Raw genomic sequence first — 15,289 nt, forward strand, 5'->3', positions numbered from 1 at the left:
CCGCCCGCTGCGCCTCGTCCGCGATCGCCCGCAGGCTCTCGGCCAGCTCACGCGCCTCCAGCGGCGTCAGGGTGAACTTGCAGAACATGTTCGAGTCGGTGGGCTTCACCTGCACGTCGATGATCGGACCTTCGGTATCCAGGTACGCCGCCATCTCCCCGACCTCGGGATGAACGAACGGCGCACGGGTGATCTCTTCACGCTTCTCAGGGGTCGGTACGGTAACCATCGGGTCTTCCTCCAGGCTCGATCTGGTGGTGGATCAAGTCCCCGCCCGGGTGTTCCAGCACCCGGCGGGGGCGTCTGTAGATGAGGCAGATCCCAGCCACAGGAGGGCCGCGAGCCGAGCGCTGGACGACCAAGATCGGGCCGTCTGTGGGCCGTGGGACGTCGGAAACGGCCATGATCCAACGAGAGCTGTAGAGAAGGTTCTTGCAGGTCAGCGACACTTTCGCCCAGGTCAGCGCCACCAGGCAAAACGCCGCTGAGAAACCACCCAGATCTACGAGGGCACCAACCAGATCCAGCGCATGGTCATGGCAAGACAGCTGCTCAAAGGGGTTGTGAGCTTCTAACCCGGGAGCGCCCGTCGGACCGGTTCTCTTGCGCCCCGGTCTGCGTCTCCGGCAACCCACCCCGCCCACCATGATCATCAACCTGTGGGGGCGCTATCACGCACCTGACCGTTGATGATCACTACCTCGGCGCAGCCCGTCCGGCGCGCGATTGCACCATCCGGACCACCTCGCCCGGGTTCCCATGCTGATCGTTTCATCGATGAAGCTCAGGAGCCGGACAGGCCGGCCGGATCTTGATGCCGCGGTGCCGCTCGTTGTCGATCGACGCCTCGAAGGACCTGTAGTAGAGACTCCCGGCCGCCTCGCCTGAGCCGACCAGCGGGTCGATCCCCCACGTCGCGACCTGTTCCTTGACGAAGTAGTCGCGCTCGTGCCCAGGCATGATCAGCTCCGGGTGCACGTCGAGCAGCAGCACGGTGTACGTCGACTTGGGCAGCACCTTTCCGTAGGCCCGCAGGACGCGCTTCTCGATCCGGGGCAGTCCAGCGTTGAGGCTCAGATTCGCGAACCGCAGATCCGCAGCGTCAGGCTCAGCGAGCTTGCGCAATAGGGCTGGGCACGTGCCGCACCAGAAACTCAGCTCGAAGACGTCACTCCCGTGAACAGTCAACCGTCGTGGAGGGAACGCCTGCCCCGGCGAGGGCTCTGGCGTCGGCACGGCCAGGGCCGCACGCGACTCCGGCACGCCGAGCTTCACGCCGCGGCGGAACTCGATCAACACGCGTCCAGTCTGCCCTCCAACGTCGACCGGGTCGCCGAGTTCGCCGTGCCGGTGTTCCACCCGCGATCACCGTCGGCCGGTGTCCGTCCTAAGCGAGGAAGCGCTCCACGCTCTCCACCACGGCCGCGTAGGCGTCCTCCGCGTCTTTGAACTCGGGGCAGAAGCTGGTGACGTCTCCAGCGAGCAGGTAGCCGACATCAGCCCAGCCTCCCGTCCAGATCACGATCTCGAACTCATCGTCGGGATCACGCCGCAATGTGAACCCCAGCGACTCGGGCACCTCGACCCGCAACCGGTCAGTCACGATGGGCTGGGGCCAGGACGCCCGGGCGTCCCGCCAGGTGAACGGGCCGACCTCGGCACGGCTGCTCCACCCGTCGACGACAGGCCGCAGCCGAGTCGCGAGGACGTCCAGGTCAACCAGGCGCTCCATGGCCACATCTTGCCCGCCGAGGCCCGGCCTGAAGAAGGAACGAACCGGTCCGGGACATTGGCTTCATACCTTCTCCAGTTGCGTCCGCGCTTTGCGCACGTGGGTGGTGCCGGCGTCGAGTGCGGCACCGTCGGTACCGGCGGGCACGACCTCCGGGACGGGGATGCCGTGCTGGTCGACGAGAGTCGAATGGACTTCGCCGGCGTCGAAGGCGTGGCGCTCTCCCCACTGGCGCAGCGTGACGATGACGGGGAACAGGTCGCGTCCTGCGTCGGTGAGCACGTACTCCTGGCGGCGGCCCGACGGAGCGGTGCGCTGGGCGAGGAGCCCGTGAGCGGTCAGCTTGCGGAGACGATCGGTGAGGATGTTCCGGGCGATGCCGGTGCGCCGCTGGAACTCGGTGAACGACCGCGCCCCGTCCATCGCGTCGCGGATGACGAGAATGCTCCACCTGTCGCCGACGACGTCGAGCGCGCGGGCGACCGGGCACTCGGCATCGGTCCAGCCTGAGTTCGGGGCGCGCAGGATGGTGCGCGACATGACACCTCCCGATGAGTTGCAGATTGAAACCATCATGCCGTAGCGTCCAAACAGTTGCAATGTGCTACTGATTGGACGGATCATGGGCGTGTGGCCGCGGGTCCTGCTAGCGGTGGTGTGCGGTGTCGCGGTGGCGAGCATCTACGTCGCTCAGCCGGTCCTGGAGCCGATGGGTCGCGAGCTCGGCGTCCCGGCGGAACTCACCGGCTGGTTCGTGGCGGTCGGGCAGATCGGCTACCTGGCGGGGTTGGTGCTGCTGGTGCCGCTGGGCGACATGCTCGACAGGCGACGACTCATCGCCGTACACCTGGCGCTCACCGCGGCAGGCCTGGTCCTGACGGCCTCGGCACCGACCGCTCGGGTGGCGTTCGCGGGTTTGGCCGTCGTCGGCGTGTTCGCGGTCGTTGTGCAGACGACGGTGGCCTACGCCGCCTCGGTCTCCGCAGCGGGCGAACGCGGCCGCAACATCGGGGTCGTGACCTCGGGTGTCGTCGTCGGCATCCTCGGCGGACGAATCCTGGCCGGCTGGTTCACCGGGATGTGGGGCTGGCGGAGCATCTACATTGCCCTCGCGGTGCTCGCCGCCGGACTTGCGGTCCTCGTGTTGGCCGTGTTGCGTGGGGACGAACGCGCCGAACGTCCGGCCGGATACCGTCACGTCGTCGCGTCGCTGGGCGGGCTCTTCCGGGACCGCCTGTTCCTCACCCGCGGGCTCATCGCGTTCTTCCTCTTCGCGTCGTTCGGAACCCTGTGGAGCGGACTGTCACTGCCGCTGACGGACCCACCGTGGCAGCTCAGCGAGACCCAGATCGGACTGTTCGGGATCGCAGGTCTCGCTGGTGCGTTCGGCGCGGCTCACGCCGGACGGTGGGCGGATGCGGGCCGGGCGGGCCCGGTCACAGGCATCGCACTCGCCCTGCTCGTCGCGTCGTGGGCGGCGGTCGCGCAGCTGTCGTGGTCTCTGTGGATTCTCGTCGCAGGAATCGTGGTTCTCGACTTCGCGGTCCAGGCCGCGCACGTGAGCAACCAGCACCTGCTCGCCGTGACGCATCCGGACCGGACCAGCAGCGTGATCGGAGGCTACATGGTGTTCTACTCCCTCGGGTCCGCGCTCGGCGCGGCCGCAACCACCGTGGTGTTCGCCACCAGCGGCTGGGCCGCCTCCAGCCTGCTCGGCGCCGCCTTCGCCGGATGCGCCCTAGCCGTCTGGGCGATCGACCGTCGGCCGCACACCGACGGCGACGTTCCGACCAGCCGGCATGGACGGGGCCGGCCTGCTGACGGGGCCACTGGACGTACCGGACACCGCCACGTCCTCGACTAGGTACGAACCGGTGGCGACGGCGGCTCGACCGGTCCGTCGAGCAACGGGTCGGCCAACCGCACCATGTCCTCGTCCAGCTGCCGCGCCAGCCGGTCGCGCACCGTCAGCCACCGCGGGTCGTCCGCGAGGTTCGTGGCCTCCCACGGGTCGTTGTCGAGGTCGTAGAGTTCCTCGGCCGGGCGGGGTGCCAGGTGGTCGTCGCCCATCCCCCGTCGCGTCAGGCTGTCCTCGAGATCCTTGCTCAGCACGAGCTTCGGCCCGGCGGCGAAGTTGCGGATGTACTTGAACCGCTCCGTCCGTACGGCGCGGATCGGGTCGTAGCCGTCGTGGAAGGTCTTCTGGAGATACAGCGACCGATCGGCCGGCCCGTTCGAGCCGGTCAGCGCCGGGCGCAGAGTCTGGCCCTCGAGCTGCGGGGGAACCTGCCCGCCGAACAGGTCCAGCAGGGTCGGCACGACGTCGAGGTGGCTGACCAGCGACCGCTCCCGCCTGGGCGCGACGTTCCACGCACGCGGCGGCCGCGCGATCATGGCGACCCGCACGCCGGGGTCGTAGAGCGTCCCCTTGGCTCGAGGGAACGCGGCTCCGTGGTCGGTCGTGAAGATCACGAGAGTGTTGTCCGGGTCGCCGTGCTCCTCGATGGCGTCGAGCACGGTGCCGACGGCCTCGTCGAGCTGCCGGATCGATCCGTACAGCCCGGCGACGTCGGCGCGGGTGTCGTCGTTGTCCGGCAGATACGGCGGAACGTCCACCTGCTCGGGCGGGAACGCCGCGTAGTCCTCCGGCGGCCAGGGGCGGTGCGCCTCCCACATGCCGATCGTGACGAGGTACGGCGTCGCGCTACGGCCGTTCTCGGCGAACCACGAGACGCTCTCCCGGGCGACCTGCATCGCCCTGGGCAGGAAGCCCAGACCGCGCACGTCGTCGAAGCCCAGCACACACGGGTCCGGGTCCTCGTGCTGCAGCCCGATCAGCGTCGTGCGGCACCCCAGGTCGCGGACGCGCTCCGGCAGCGTCCGCACCCCGGGCGCGTACCGCCAGCCGTGGTGGCTGAGCCCGATCAGGCCGTTGCGGTGGGGCGACATGCCGGTGAACAGGGCGGAGCGCGCCGGCGTGCACAACGGCGAGGTGGCGAACGCCCGGTCGAACACGACGCCTTCATCCGCCAGCCGCTGCAACTGCGGGGTCGGCGCCCCGGGCGCGTCGTAACAGCTCAGCCAGGTGCCGACATCGTGGCAGTGGATGAGCACGACATGGGGGACGGACATACGGATCATTCTTTCACCGTCAACGGAAGCGACGGACCATCGCCCGCGCCGCCGAGCCGCGTCAGCCGATCAGCTCGTGGCCCAGCGAGACGACGGCGACCAAAATGATGAGGCCGCGCAGCGCCCAGTCGGGCACGGTCTTGGCGAGCCGGCCGCCGCTGTAGCCGCCGATCGTCGCGCCGACTGCCATGACGGCCACCGCGAGCCATTCGACGTCGGCGTGGCCGAGGAAGTAGGCGATCGTGAACCCGGTCGCGGCGGTGACGTTCACGGTCAGGGTGAGCAGGTTCTTGATGCCGTTGGTGGTGCGCAGCGGCCGGCCGCTGAAGGAACCCAACGCGGCGAGGAGCAGGATGCCCTGCGCCGCGGCGAAGTAGCCGCCGTAGACCGAGCAGCCGAGGATGGACAAGCGCAGGCCCAGGCTGCCGAACGGGTTGTCGCGCTGAGGCTCCCCGGCACGGGCCCGCGCTTCGGACCGGGCGCGGGCGCGAGCGGCGAGCTTGGGCTGGATGAGCACCAAGGCGAGCGCGAACCCGATGAGGATCGGCACGATCACGTCGAGCGCGTCGGCGCTGGTGGTCAGCAGGAGGACGGAGCCGAGGACCCCACCGGCGACGGAGATGAGCGGCAGTGTGCGCAGGTGCTGCCGGTCGTCACGCAGCTCCTTCCGGTAGGCCAGGGTGCCGCCGAGGGCGGAGGTGACCATCGCGATGGTGTTCGTGGTCACGGCCGCCGCGGGGTCCAGTCCGAAAGCCAGCAGGACCGGAAGGGTCACCAGGGAACCGGAGCCCACGGCCCCGTTGATCGATCCGGCCGCCAGGGCGGCGAGCAGCAACAGGCAGAGCTCAACTGCGGACATGACACTCTTTCTCAGCCGGCAGACGCCCGGCTGTGCGGCTCCGGAGCAGGAGCGGCTACTGCCCGGTGAACTCCAGCAGGTCCCGGGAGTGGTCGATGTGGTTCAACATGAGGTCGCCGGCGAGATCGGCGTCACGGCCAGCCACGGCGTCGAGGATGGCCCGGTGTTCCACCCAGGAGGACGGGGCGCGGTTGCTGATGATGGTCGCCAGATACCAACCCGCGCGCCGCTCGAGGTCGGTGAGCAGCGCGATGGAGACGCGGTTCGCGCCGATCTCGGTGATGGCCGCGTGGAAGGCACGGTTCAGCTCGATCAGCCGTCTCGGGTCCTCGCCCTGCTGGGATGCCTCGTGTCCTTCGGCGTAGATGGCTTCCAGCCGCCGCACGCCGTCGTCGTCGATGTTCTGGGCGGCCAGCCGGCAACTGTCGGACTCCAGCAGCGCCCGGACGTGGAAGACCTCACGGGCTTCCCGGGCCGTCGGCTCGTGGACGAACGCGCCCCGTCCGGTCCGCAGGTCGACGAAGCCGGCGGTGGACAGCGACTGCAGCGCCTCCCGCACCGGCTGCCGGCTGACGCCAAGCAGCTCGGCCAGGGATTCCTCGGCCAGGTGCTCGCCGGGGGCGAGCCGGCCGAAGACGATCAGCTCCTCGATGGCGGCACGAACCTGCTCGCGCAGGCTCGCCCGCCGCATCAGCGGGACGGATCCACGCGACAGCGGCCCGGAGGAACCGGTGCGGGAGTCGAGGGAGTCAGGCGTGGTCATGGCTCAGCTCGGCATCCCGGCGACGAGCTTGCCCAGGTCGGTGCGGGCCGTTCCCGGTAGCCACTGGGCCTCGAGGCGCACGCCCTTCCCGGACAGCTCGCGCCAGATGGCGATCTCGTCGTCGGTGGCGTGGACTTCCTTCGTCAGCCGCTTGCGTCCCGGCCCGGTGTGGACGTTGCCGACGTTGACCTCGGTCATCTTCATGCCGGCGTCGTAGAGCGCCTTGAGCTCCGTGGGCCCCTTGACCAGGACGATCGTGGGAACGTCCGAGCTGGACTGCTTGACGATGCGGGCGGAGTCGGCGATGGTCAGGATGTCGGCACGCACGCCGGCCGGCACCGCGAGGAGCATCAGGTTCTTCTGCGTCGCGTCGGCCGCCGTGGCGTCGTCGGCCACGAGGATCTGCTGGATACCCAGCGCCTGGGTCCATCCCATGACGACCTGGCCGTGGATCAGCCGGTCGTCGACGCGGATCAGAGCGATGTCCATCTCGTTCCTCTCTATGGCCTTTCCCATTGTCCATGCATGATCGTGTGCGTGATCGTCGCGTCGTCGTCGACGACGATCAGGTCCGCCCGCCGGCCGACGGCGACGGCGCCCCGGTCGGTGAGTCCGAGGGACCGCGCCGGGTTGCGGGCCGCGGCGTTCAGTGCGATCGGTAGTGGCACCCCGGCCGCGAGCAGCACCCGCACCCCGTCGGCCAGCGTCGACGTGCTTCCGGCGATGCCACCGCTCAGCGTGAAGGCACGGCCGTCGGTCACCCGCACCGGCGTGCCGTCCCAGCGGCGGTGGTCGCCGTCGGGCAGGCCGGAGACGTCGGTGCCGTCGCTGACCAGCATCAAGCGGTCCTGGACCCCGGGCAGCGCGGCGAGCGCGGCGATCAGCTCCGGCGCGACGTGCAGGCCGTCGGCGACGATCTCCAGGTACACCGATGCGTCGGCGAGCAGCGCCGGCACCGGTCCCGGGTTCCGGTGGTGGACGGACGGCATCGCGTTGAACAGGTGAGTGGCGCGCCGGGCACCCCAGCCGATGGCCGCCCTGGCCTGGCCGAACGTCGCGGCCGTGTGACCGACGGCGACCCGTACGCCCGCCCCGGCGAGGGCACGGACGGCGTCCTCGGCGTGCGGCAGTTCGGGCGCGACGGTACAGATGCGCAGCGTCCCGCCGGCCGCCGCGAGCAACTCGGTGACCAGCGCCGGCTCGGGTTCGACGAGATTCTCCTGCCGGTGCACGCCACGGAAATCCGGGCTCAGGAACGGCCCCTCCAAGTGGATTCCCAGCAGGTCGGCACCGTCCGCCCCGGTGGGCCCGGTCAGCGCGGCCAGGCCACGGACCGCCCCGAGGACCTGATCGAACGGGACGGACGCGGTGGTGGCGACGAACGACGTCACGCCGGCCGAACGCAGCCGCCGCCCGATCGACCGGACCGCGTCGGCGTCGGCGCTCATGACGTTGAAGCCGAGGCCGCCGTGCACATGGGTGTCGACGAAGCCGGGCGCCACGACGCGTCCGCCCAGGTCGATGCGCTCCACCGCGGGCCCGACGCCGTCCACCGCTCCCACGCCGGCGATGAGACCGTCGCGGACGTGGACGGCATCCGGTTCCAGCCGGCCGTCGGGCAGCAGGACCCGCGCGCCGGTCAGCACGTACTCGTCGGTCTCGGACATGGCGGATCAGGCCAGGATGCCGAAGTAGCCGAGAACCAGGCCGACGATCAGCGTGCCGAGCAGCACCCAGACCGGCGACACCCGGCGGCGGATCAACAGATAGACACCCAGGGTCGCGATCAGCGGCAGCAACGCGGGAAGCACCAGGTCGAGTTGGTCCTGCAGCGCGATCGTCTGCTCACCGCTCGTGTACGACCACGGCGTGGTCACGTTGAGCATGGTGGCAACGAGAGCACCGGTGACGGCGAGCCCGACGATGGTCGCGCCCTGCTTGATCTGGTCGATCTGCGCGGGCGAGAGCTTCTCGAAGAACTGCATACCCGTCTTGTAGCCGCTGGCCGTGCCGCCCACCCGCATGAGCACCTGGATGGCCAGGAGTACCAGGAAGAAGATGACGGGCCCGGCGAGGTTGCCGTCGATCGCCAGCCCGGCGCAGACCGCCGCCAGGATGGGCCGGATCGTCCCGAAGATCAGCGAGTCGCCGATGCCGGCCAACGGCGCCATCAGGCCGACCTTGACGGAGTTGATGGCCTCGTCGTTCAGGTCGGTGGCACCCTTGGCGCGCTGCTCCTCCATGGAGGCGGTGACGCCGGCGATCGGGCCGACCACCCACGGGTTGGTGTTGAAGTAGACCAGGTGCCGCTGGTAGGCGGCGGCGCGGTCGACGGGATCCGGGTAGAGCCGGTCCAGCGTGGGACGCATCACCCACCAGAACCCGAGGTTCTGGAACCGCTCGTAGTTGAACCCGCCCTGCAGGAGCAGGCCGCGCACGGTCAGCCGCCGGATCTCCCGGCTCTGCTGCTCGTCCGACCGCTCCAGGACGTCGGTGGCCGTGCTGGCGTTCTCTGTCATGGTGTCTTCTCTCTCCCGCTCAGATCAGCGCCGACGACTGAGGACTGGCGGGCGCCTGCGGGGTGCGGTTGCGCATGATGACGATCACGAGCGCGGTGGCGATGACGGCGACGCCGATCACCGTGAAGTCGGTGAAGGCCGCCATGGCGAACCCGGCGAAGAACAGCGGGAAGAGCGCCTTGTTGTAGAGCACGGACAGCAGGATTCCGAAGCCGACCGCCGGCAGCAGCGCCGCGGAGGTGTTCAGAGCGTTCTGGACGTCGTCGCTCAGCGCGGACAGGACGTTCTCCAGCGCGTTGGCACCGAACTGCAGGACGAGGAAGGTCGGCACGAAGTAGGCGAGGAAGTGGATGGCGTTGCCGGTCCAGATGATGCCCGTGATGGTCCGTCCTCGTGCTCTGGCCGCGGCCGCGTCGGCCCGGTGCACCAGGAAGGAGCAGACGGTCTTGGCGAACAACTCGCAGAACGTGCCGAGCACCGCCGCGGGAACCGCCGCCACCAGCGCCGTCTCCACGCCTTGTCCGGCCGAGATCGACAGGGCCGTGCCGACGGCCGCGCCGATGGCCACGTTCGGCGGAGCGGTGCCGCCGAACGTGGCGGCCCCGATGAAGATCAGCTCCAGGGTGCCGCCGACGATCAGGCCGGTCTCCAGGTCGCCCGCGATCAGGCCGACGACGGGGCCGAGGATGATCGGCCGCTCCAACTGCGGGTCGCCGAGGATGCGTCGCGCCAGGTACGCCAGGGCGACCACCAGCGCGATGAGGAACGCTTGCCACAACGTCACGACAGTCCTCCTTCCGAGCGGGCGGTGGGGCTGACGAGGGAGCCGGCGTCACGGATCCCGTCCCGTCCCGCGGTGACAGCCCGGTCGGCGAGCTCGGACGCGGACGAGGTGCCCGCACTCAGCGCCAGGTCGATGAGCATGGGGAGATTGACTCCGGTGACGACGTCCGCCTTGCCGGCCGCGGCCTGATCGAGCGCCACCCGGGCGGGCGATCCGCCGAGGACGTCGGCCAGGACCAGCACCTGGCCGGGCTCGCCGGCGCCGTTCAACCGGTCGATCAACGAACTCACCTGCTCGGTCAGCTCATCGACCCCCGAACCCACCGGGAAGTCGACGGCGTGGACGTTCTGCGTCGAGCCGACGATCATCTCCGCCGTCTCGAGCAACGACGTAGCGAACGAACCGTGGCCCGTCACGACGATACTTGTCATCCATACTGCATACAGTATGGAGAAAGATCCCTGCAACTCGAGACGCGAGGAGCGCGCATGGCGGCCAACCCATCCACCACCCTGACCGGACGAGGCGCAGGGCACGGCCAGGCAGTCGGCCCGGTCGTCCAGCTCGCGCCCCCGGCCCGGCGCCCCGCGGACGAACCCGCCGGCGACCCGGACACCGCGGGCGAGGTCGCGCGAACGGCGCTGAACGCCGTCGCCAACGACCTCACGGCCCGGGCCGGCGACGCCGACGGCACGCTGGCGGAGGTGCTGACGGTGACGGCGCAGATGGCAGCGGACCCGCAGCTGACGGCCGACATCGCGCAACGTGCCAAGCATGGCGACGGCCCGGCGACGGCCATCTGGGACGCCTTCGACCCGTTCCTGGAGAAGCTGGCCGGGCTGGGCGGCTACCTGGCCGAGCGGGTGACCGACCTGCGCAGCGTCCGGGACCGCGCCGTCAACCGCGCGCTGGGACTACCCGAGCCCGGGCCGGCACGGCTGGTGGCGCCGTCGGTGGTGGTCGCCACGGATCTCTCCCCTGCCGACACCAGCGCGCTGGACCTCGGGAACGTCGCGGCGATCGTCACCGAGGAAGGCGGACCCACCAGCCACACCGCCATCATCGCCGGTCAGCTCGGCATCCCCTGCGTCGTCCGGGTCGCCGGCGCCACCGAGCTCCCGGCCGGCCGCCTGGTCGCCGTCGACTCCGTCAGAGGAACCGTCACGCTCGACCCCGACGACGAGCTCATCGCCGCTGTGACGCACGCGGAGACGGCCCGCGCGTCCGTCCAGGGGACTGCGCCGGCCACGCACACCGCCGACGGGCATCCGGTCTCCGTGCTGGCCAACGTCGGGACGCTCGCCGACGCCACCAGCGCGGCCGCCACGGGCGCCGTCGGCGTCGGCCTGCTGCGCACGGAGGTCCTCTACCTCGACCGCGCGACCGCACCGAGCATCGACGAGCAGGCGGCCGCCTACCGCGACGTGCTCGCCCAGTTCCCCGGCGGCAAGGTGGTGGTGCGCACGCTCGACTCCGGCGCCGACAAGCCGCTCCCCTTCGCCACGCAGCCGGACGAGGAGAACCCCGCCCTCGGCGTACGCGGCTACCGGCTGGCCCGGCCGCGCCCGGAACTGCTCGACGACCAGCTCGCCGCGCTCGCCCGCGCCCAGCAGGACAGCGACGCCGAACTGTGGGTGATGGCCCCGATGATCTCGACACCCGCCGAGGCCGCCGAGTTCGCCGCGCTCGCCCGCGGCCACGGACTCACCCGGGTCGGCGCAATGGTGGAGGTCCCGTCAGCCGCGCTGCGAGCCCGCGAGGTGCTCGCCGAGCTGGACTTCGTCTCCATCGGCACCAACGACCTCGCGCAGTACACCATGGCCGCCGACCGCCTCCGCGGCGAGCTCGCCGACCTGCTCGATCCGTGGCAGCCGGCCGTCCTCGACCTGGTGGCGGCGACCGCCCGCGCCGGAGCCGACGCCGGCAAACCCGTGGGCGTGTGCGGCGAGTCCGCCGGTGACCCGGTGATGGCCCTGGCCCTGATCGGCCTGGGCGTCACCAGCCTGTCCATGGCCCCCGCTGCCGCGGCCGAGGTCAGCCACGCGGTGACCGGCCACACGCTGGCAGAGTGCCGGGCTGTCGCCGCGGCCGCCCTGGCCGCCACCGATGCGGCCGGCACCCGGGAAGCGGCCCAGGCAGCCGTCGGCGGGCGCTCCTGACAGGCGTGGTTCATGATCACGGCGCGATTCGTGTCGCCAGAGCGACAACAATCGCGCCGTGATCATGAACCTTCGCTGTCTGATGTCGGCTTCAGGACGCCCTCAGGTACTCGTCCAGGGCATCGCGGATGACCTCCGACGGGCGTTTTCCCTCGCGGTCGGCGCGATCATGGAGCAACGCATGAAGGTCCGCCGGCACCCGCGCGCTCACCCGCGGCGAATGCTCGGAAGTCCCAGTCAATGACGGCCGGCCTGCCTTCACCTTCCGCACCGCGTCCTCCGCGGCTCGCTCGGCATAGTCGGCGGTGACCCTACGTCCTCTGCTGTCCCTGACGTCTTCGGAGTCCAAGTCGACGTCCGGACCTGGAGCGACGTTGTACTGACTCAGGACGCTCCCCTTTCATCGCCTATAGGCCGTCGGCATGACGTGGATGACCAGCCATTCGTCAGGAAGGTCAAGCGCGACGATCTCCAGCTCGACACCTCGGTCGTCGCTGCCGATCCAGACGACACGTGCGTCGTAGCCGTCGGACGCGTCCATCGCAACGGCTTGGCATCTGGCTGACCCACGTTCACATGTCTCCATTCTGTCCGACACAATATGTCCGGTCAAGGCCCCGACGCGGCACTCGAGCGATCACATCACCCGGCACCGACAGCCACGTCGTGGACGACGATCAACCCGGAACCCTCGACAGCTGAGGCGGCCGGCTCCGCCCGGCGCTGTCGGAGCCGGCGCTTACGCTGGGGCGCGTGCCGAAGACGACGAGTGAAGACCGCGCCTGGATCGCCGAGGCCGTCCGCCGGGTGGAGGCCGACGCCAATCGCAGCGCCGACACCCACCTGCACGTCGTCGACCTGCCCGGCGACCCTGGCGTCGAGCTGTACCTCAAGGACGAGTCGGTGCACCCGACCGGCAGCCTCAAGCACCGGCTGGCGCGCTCGCTGTTCCTGTATGCGCTGTGCAATGGCTGGGTGAACCAGGGCACCACCATCGTCGAGGCGTCCAGCGGCTCGACCGCTGTCAGCGAGGCCTACTTCGCGCGGCTGGTCGGGTTGCCGTTCGTCGCCGTCATGCCGGCGTCGACGAGCCGGGAGAAGGTCGCGTTGATCGAGTGGTATGGCGGGCGGTGTCACTTCGTCGAACGGCCGCCGGACATGTACGCCGAGGCGGCCCGGCTGGCTGCCGAGTGCGGTGGCCACTACATGGACCAGTTCACCTATGCCGAGCGGGCCACCGACTGGCGCGGCAACAACAACATCGCCGAGTCGATCTTCCAGCAGCTCACCGCCGAGCCGCACCCGATTCCGGCGTGGATCGTGGTGGGCGCCGGCACCGGCGGCACGTCCGCGACCATCGGCCGGTACGTGCGATACCGCCGCTACCCGACCAAGGTCTTCGTCGCCGACCCGGAGAACTCCGCGTTCCTCGACGGCTGGCAGTTGGACGTCTCGGACTACGCCACCGGGATGCCGTCGCGAATCGAGGGCATCGGCCGGCCGCGCATCGAGCCGTCGTTCGTCGGCGGCGTCATCGACGACATGGAGCGAGTGCCCGACGCGGCCTCGATCGCGACCATGCGCTGGCTGTCCGACCGGATGGGCCGAGCCGTCGGGCCGTCCACCGGCACCAGCACATGGGCCGCGCTGCGGCTGGTGGAACGGATGCGCCGCGCGGGTGAACGGGGCAGCATCGTCACGCTGCTGTGCGACTCCGGCGACCGCTACCTCAGCACGTGCTTCGACGACGACTGGGTCAGTCAGAAGGGTCTGGACCTCACGCCGTACACCGCGACGCTGAAACGCTACGACGCAACCGGGGTGCTCGACCTGGACGACTGAGGCCGGGCCTGCGGCGTCTCCGGCGACTCGCTCTCCAGCGGCACCGCCGCGGAACGGACCAGCCCGAGCTGCGCCGACTGCCGGCCGGCCACCGCGTCGAGCAACCAGTCGACCGCCGTACGGGCCCGGTTGCCCGGCAGCGTGAGCAGGTGGTAGCCACGCGTCACGGCCTTCGCCGGGATACCCGACAGCGGGATGCGCAGCGGGTTCGCCGCCGCGTCCGGACCGCCCAGGTCGACGACGAAGCCGAGATCGTGGTGCCGGTACGCGCGCATGGTGCCGAACCCGAGCGATGCGGCCACGTTCCGGCCGGCGAGCTTGCCCTGACGGCTCGCGTGCTGCGCGGTCATCGCCGTCACCTCACCGGGACGGGTGAGATCGGGAACGGCTGCGGCGTCACCGCAGGCGAACACGTCCGGACAGGTCGGAACTGCCAGCGTCGGATCCACCACCATGCGGCCCTTGTACGTCGCCAGGCCGGACCGTTCCACCAGCGGGTCCGGCCGTACCCCGACGCACCACACCACCGTCCGGGTCGGCACCACCTCGCCGTTCGTCAGCTGGACGCCGTCATGGGTGGCCTCGTCGACCGACGTCGACATGAGCACCTCGACGCCACGCTTCCGCAACACCTGGTCGGCGGTCCGGGACAGCCTCTGGTCGAGCTCCGGCAGCACCCGGTCCGCGACGTCCAGCAATAGCCAGCGGATCGGCTGCCCGCGCAGTTCGGCATGCCGGGCGGCCACGGACCGCGCGAACAGCGCGCCTTGGGCGGCCACCTCGGTCCCCGTGTAGCCGGCCCCGACGACGACGAACGTGCACCTCTCGTTCCGCTCGTCCGGGTCGTGTGCGGCCGCCGCCAGTTCGATCTGCCGGATGATGTGGTCACGCAGGTAGAGCGCCTCCGGGATACCGCGGAACCCGTGCGCGTGTTCGGCCACTCCGGGAACCGGCAGCAACTTGTTCACGCTGCCCACGGCCAGCACCAGCCGGTCGTAGTCGAGGTCGTGCTCGTGGCCCTCCGGGTCGACGTAGGTGACCCGGTGATCGTCCGGGCGCACCTGTGTCACCTCGCCGAGGGCCAGCCGCACGCCCGGCAATGCGGCCGGCAGCGGGATGGCGATCCGCCGCGGGTCGAGCACCCCGGCGGCCACCTCGGGCAGCAGCGGCAGGTAGAGGAAGTAGTTCGTCGGGTTCACCAGGACGATCTCGACGCCGCGCTCTCGCGGCAGGGAACGGCGTAATGCACGCGCGGCCTCGAACCCGGCGAACCCGCCTCCGACGATGACCACTCGTGCCGCTCGTCCATCCTGCACAGCATCCATCCCCTCCGGTGACAGCGTCCGCGCGACGCTGGGCCAGCTTCGTACCGGTGCCTTGTACCCATTCGTGCCGAAGGTGTTCCCCGCCGCGGCGAACTGGCGGCGTGCATCCGGGCCGGTGCCGGGCAGAACCCGCCGATCTGCGAGATGCTGGGACCGATGCTGGGTACTGGTGCA

17 protein-coding genes are annotated in these 15,289 nt (G+C 70.2%); 3 read left to right on the top strand and 14 right to left on the bottom strand.

The features are described 5' to 3' along the window. The 4 genes from JIAGA_RS35080 to JIAGA_RS0122030 form a co-directional block, all read right to left on the bottom strand. Window positions 1-229: hypothetical protein (locus JIAGA_RS35080; RefSeq protein ID WP_035812848.1), on the bottom strand; the 229-nt coding region annotated here is incomplete at its 3' end. Window positions 230-771: 542 nt separating this feature from the next. Next, window positions 772-1,359 (bottom strand): hypothetical protein, encoded by a 588-nt coding sequence (locus JIAGA_RS31680; protein WP_051426385.1) that lies wholly within the window; start codon window positions 1,357-1,359, stop codon window positions 772-774. A 28-nt stretch (window positions 1,360-1,387) separates the two neighbouring features. Then, window positions 1,388-1,732 (bottom strand): hypothetical protein, encoded by a 345-nt coding sequence (locus tag JIAGA_RS31685; protein WP_051426386.1) that lies wholly within the window; start codon window positions 1,730-1,732, stop codon window positions 1,388-1,390. A gap of 63 nt (window positions 1,733-1,795) precedes the next feature. Continuing rightward, the gene (locus JIAGA_RS0122030) at window positions 1,796-2,272 is read right to left on the bottom strand and encodes a winged helix-turn-helix transcriptional regulator (RefSeq protein ID WP_026877313.1); all 477 of its coding nucleotides are present in this window, start codon (window positions 2,270-2,272) and stop codon (window positions 1,796-1,798) included. Window positions 2,273-2,354: 82 nt separating this feature from the next. Here JIAGA_RS0122030 and JIAGA_RS31690 point away from each other — a divergent pair, with 82 nt between their 5' ends. Continuing rightward, complete coding sequence (locus JIAGA_RS31690) at window positions 2,355-3,596, top strand: MFS transporter (protein WP_051426387.1); 1,242 nt, start codon at window positions 2,355-2,357, stop codon at window positions 3,594-3,596. Here JIAGA_RS31690 and JIAGA_RS31695 read toward each other — a convergent pair. Genes JIAGA_RS31695 through JIAGA_RS0122075 form a run of 8 tightly spaced genes read right to left on the bottom strand, consistent with a single transcriptional unit; the run spans window position 3,593 to window position 10,220 of the window. Next, a complete protein-coding gene (locus JIAGA_RS31695; RefSeq protein WP_084469954.1) occupies window positions 3,593-4,873 on the bottom strand; it encodes a sulfatase family protein in 1,281 nt (426 codons plus the stop codon). The genes JIAGA_RS31690 and JIAGA_RS31695 overlap by 4 nt on opposite strands. 52 nt (window positions 4,874-4,925) lie before the next feature. Continuing rightward, window positions 4,926-5,723: a sulfite exporter TauE/SafE family protein gene (locus JIAGA_RS0122045; RefSeq protein WP_026877314.1), complete on the bottom strand. Its 798-nt coding sequence runs from the start codon at window positions 5,721-5,723 to the stop codon at window positions 4,926-4,928. A gap of 55 nt (window positions 5,724-5,778) precedes the next feature. Further along, the gene (locus JIAGA_RS0122050) at window positions 5,779-6,486 is read right to left on the bottom strand and encodes a GntR family transcriptional regulator (RefSeq protein WP_051426389.1); all 708 of its coding nucleotides are present in this window, start codon (window positions 6,484-6,486) and stop codon (window positions 5,779-5,781) included. A 3-nt stretch (window positions 6,487-6,489) separates the two neighbouring features. After that, the gene (locus tag JIAGA_RS0122055; RefSeq protein ID WP_026877316.1) at window positions 6,490-6,975 is read right to left on the bottom strand and encodes a PTS sugar transporter subunit IIB; all 486 of its coding nucleotides are present in this window, start codon (window positions 6,973-6,975) and stop codon (window positions 6,490-6,492) included. Between the two features lie 11 nt (window positions 6,976-6,986). Next, on the bottom strand, window positions 6,987-8,153 hold the full coding sequence (gene nagA / locus JIAGA_RS0122060) for an N-acetylglucosamine-6-phosphate deacetylase (protein WP_026877317.1): 1,167 nt from the start codon (window positions 8,151-8,153) through the stop codon (window positions 6,987-6,989). A gap of 6 nt (window positions 8,154-8,159) precedes the next feature. After that, complete coding sequence (locus tag JIAGA_RS0122065) at window positions 8,160-9,005, bottom strand: PTS system mannose/fructose/sorbose family transporter subunit IID (protein WP_026877318.1); 846 nt, start codon at window positions 9,003-9,005, stop codon at window positions 8,160-8,162. Window positions 9,006-9,024: 19 nt separating this feature from the next. Next, window positions 9,025-9,789, bottom strand: coding sequence for a PTS mannose/fructose/sorbose/N-acetylgalactosamine transporter subunit IIC (locus JIAGA_RS31700; RefSeq protein WP_051426390.1), 765 nt, complete (start codon window positions 9,787-9,789; stop codon window positions 9,025-9,027). Next, window positions 9,786-10,220: a PTS sugar transporter subunit IIA gene (locus JIAGA_RS0122075; RefSeq protein WP_084469957.1), complete on the bottom strand. Its 435-nt coding sequence runs from the start codon at window positions 10,218-10,220 to the stop codon at window positions 9,786-9,788. Before JIAGA_RS0122075 ends, JIAGA_RS31700 begins: the two co-directional genes overlap by 4 nt. Window positions 10,221-10,277: 57 nt before the next feature. Here JIAGA_RS0122075 and JIAGA_RS0122080 point away from each other — a divergent pair, with 57 nt between their 5' ends. Then, window positions 10,278-11,948, top strand: a complete 1,671-nt coding sequence (locus JIAGA_RS0122080) for a phosphoenolpyruvate--protein phosphotransferase (RefSeq protein WP_026877320.1) — start codon at window positions 10,278-10,280, stop codon at window positions 11,946-11,948. A 400-nt stretch (window positions 11,949-12,348) separates the two neighbouring features. Here JIAGA_RS0122080 and JIAGA_RS34780 read toward each other — a convergent pair whose 3' ends face one another. Beyond that, entirely contained in the window at window positions 12,349-12,489 is a 141-nt protein-coding gene (locus tag JIAGA_RS34780) for a hypothetical protein (protein ID WP_157553420.1), read from the bottom strand. Window positions 12,490-12,701: 212 nt separating this feature from the next. Between JIAGA_RS34780 and JIAGA_RS0122095 the strand changes: the two genes are divergently transcribed. Then, window positions 12,702-13,790 carry a PLP-dependent cysteine synthase family protein gene (locus JIAGA_RS0122095; protein ID WP_035812850.1) on the top strand — a complete coding sequence of 363 codons (1,089 nt, stop codon included), beginning with the start codon at window positions 12,702-12,704 and terminating at the stop codon, window positions 13,788-13,790. On the opposite strand, the gene JIAGA_RS0122100 is transcribed toward JIAGA_RS0122095, so the two are convergent. Next, on the bottom strand, window positions 13,754-15,115 hold the full coding sequence (locus JIAGA_RS0122100; protein WP_026877322.1) for an FAD-dependent oxidoreductase: 1,362 nt from the start codon (window positions 15,113-15,115) through the stop codon (window positions 13,754-13,756). The two genes, JIAGA_RS0122095 and JIAGA_RS0122100, sit on opposite strands and share 37 nt — an antisense overlap. Window positions 15,116-15,289: the final 174 nt, after the last annotated feature.

The sequence above is a fragment of the Jiangella gansuensis DSM 44835 genome, from assembly GCF_000515395.1.
GTDB lineage: Bacteria > Actinomycetota > Actinomycetes > Jiangellales > Jiangellaceae > Jiangella > Jiangella gansuensis.

Coding starts and splice junctions, on each gene's coding strand:
- JIAGA_RS0122055 (WP_026877316.1), bottom strand. CDS start 6,975: ATGGACATCGCTCTGATCCGCGTCGACGACCGGCTGATCCACGGCCAG.
- JIAGA_RS34780 (WP_157553420.1), bottom strand. CDS start 12,489: ATGGACGCGTCCGACGGCTACGACGCACGTGTCGTCTGGATCGGCAGC.
- JIAGA_RS0122075 (WP_084469957.1), bottom strand. CDS start 10,220: ATGACAAGTATCGTCGTGACGGGCCACGGTTCGTTCGCTACGTCGTTG.
- JIAGA_RS0122050 (WP_051426389.1), bottom strand. CDS start 6,486: ATGACCACGCCTGACTCCCTCGACTCCCGCACCGGTTCCTCCGGGCCG.
- JIAGA_RS31695 (WP_084469954.1), bottom strand. CDS start 4,873: ATGATCCGTATGTCCGTCCCCCATGTCGTGCTCATCCACTGCCACGAT.
- JIAGA_RS0122030 (WP_026877313.1), bottom strand. CDS start 2,272: ATGTCGCGCACCATCCTGCGCGCCCCGAACTCAGGCTGGACCGATGCC.
- JIAGA_RS0122045 (WP_026877314.1), bottom strand. CDS start 5,723: ATGTCCGCAGTTGAGCTCTGCCTGTTGCTGCTCGCCGCCCTGGCGGCC.
- JIAGA_RS31690 (WP_051426387.1), top strand. CDS start 2,355: ATGGGCGTGTGGCCGCGGGTCCTGCTAGCGGTGGTGTGCGGTGTCGCG.
- JIAGA_RS31685 (WP_051426386.1), bottom strand. CDS start 1,732: ATGGAGCGCCTGGTTGACCTGGACGTCCTCGCGACTCGGCTGCGGCCT.
- JIAGA_RS0122100 (WP_026877322.1), bottom strand. CDS start 15,115: ATGGATGCTGTGCAGGATGGACGAGCGGCACGAGTGGTCATCGTCGGA.
- JIAGA_RS0122080 (WP_026877320.1), top strand. CDS start 10,278: ATGGCGGCCAACCCATCCACCACCCTGACCGGACGAGGCGCAGGGCAC.
- JIAGA_RS0122065 (WP_026877318.1), bottom strand. CDS start 9,005: ATGACAGAGAACGCCAGCACGGCCACCGACGTCCTGGAGCGGTCGGAC.
- nagA (WP_026877317.1), bottom strand. CDS start 8,153: ATGTCCGAGACCGACGAGTACGTGCTGACCGGCGCGCGGGTCCTGCTG.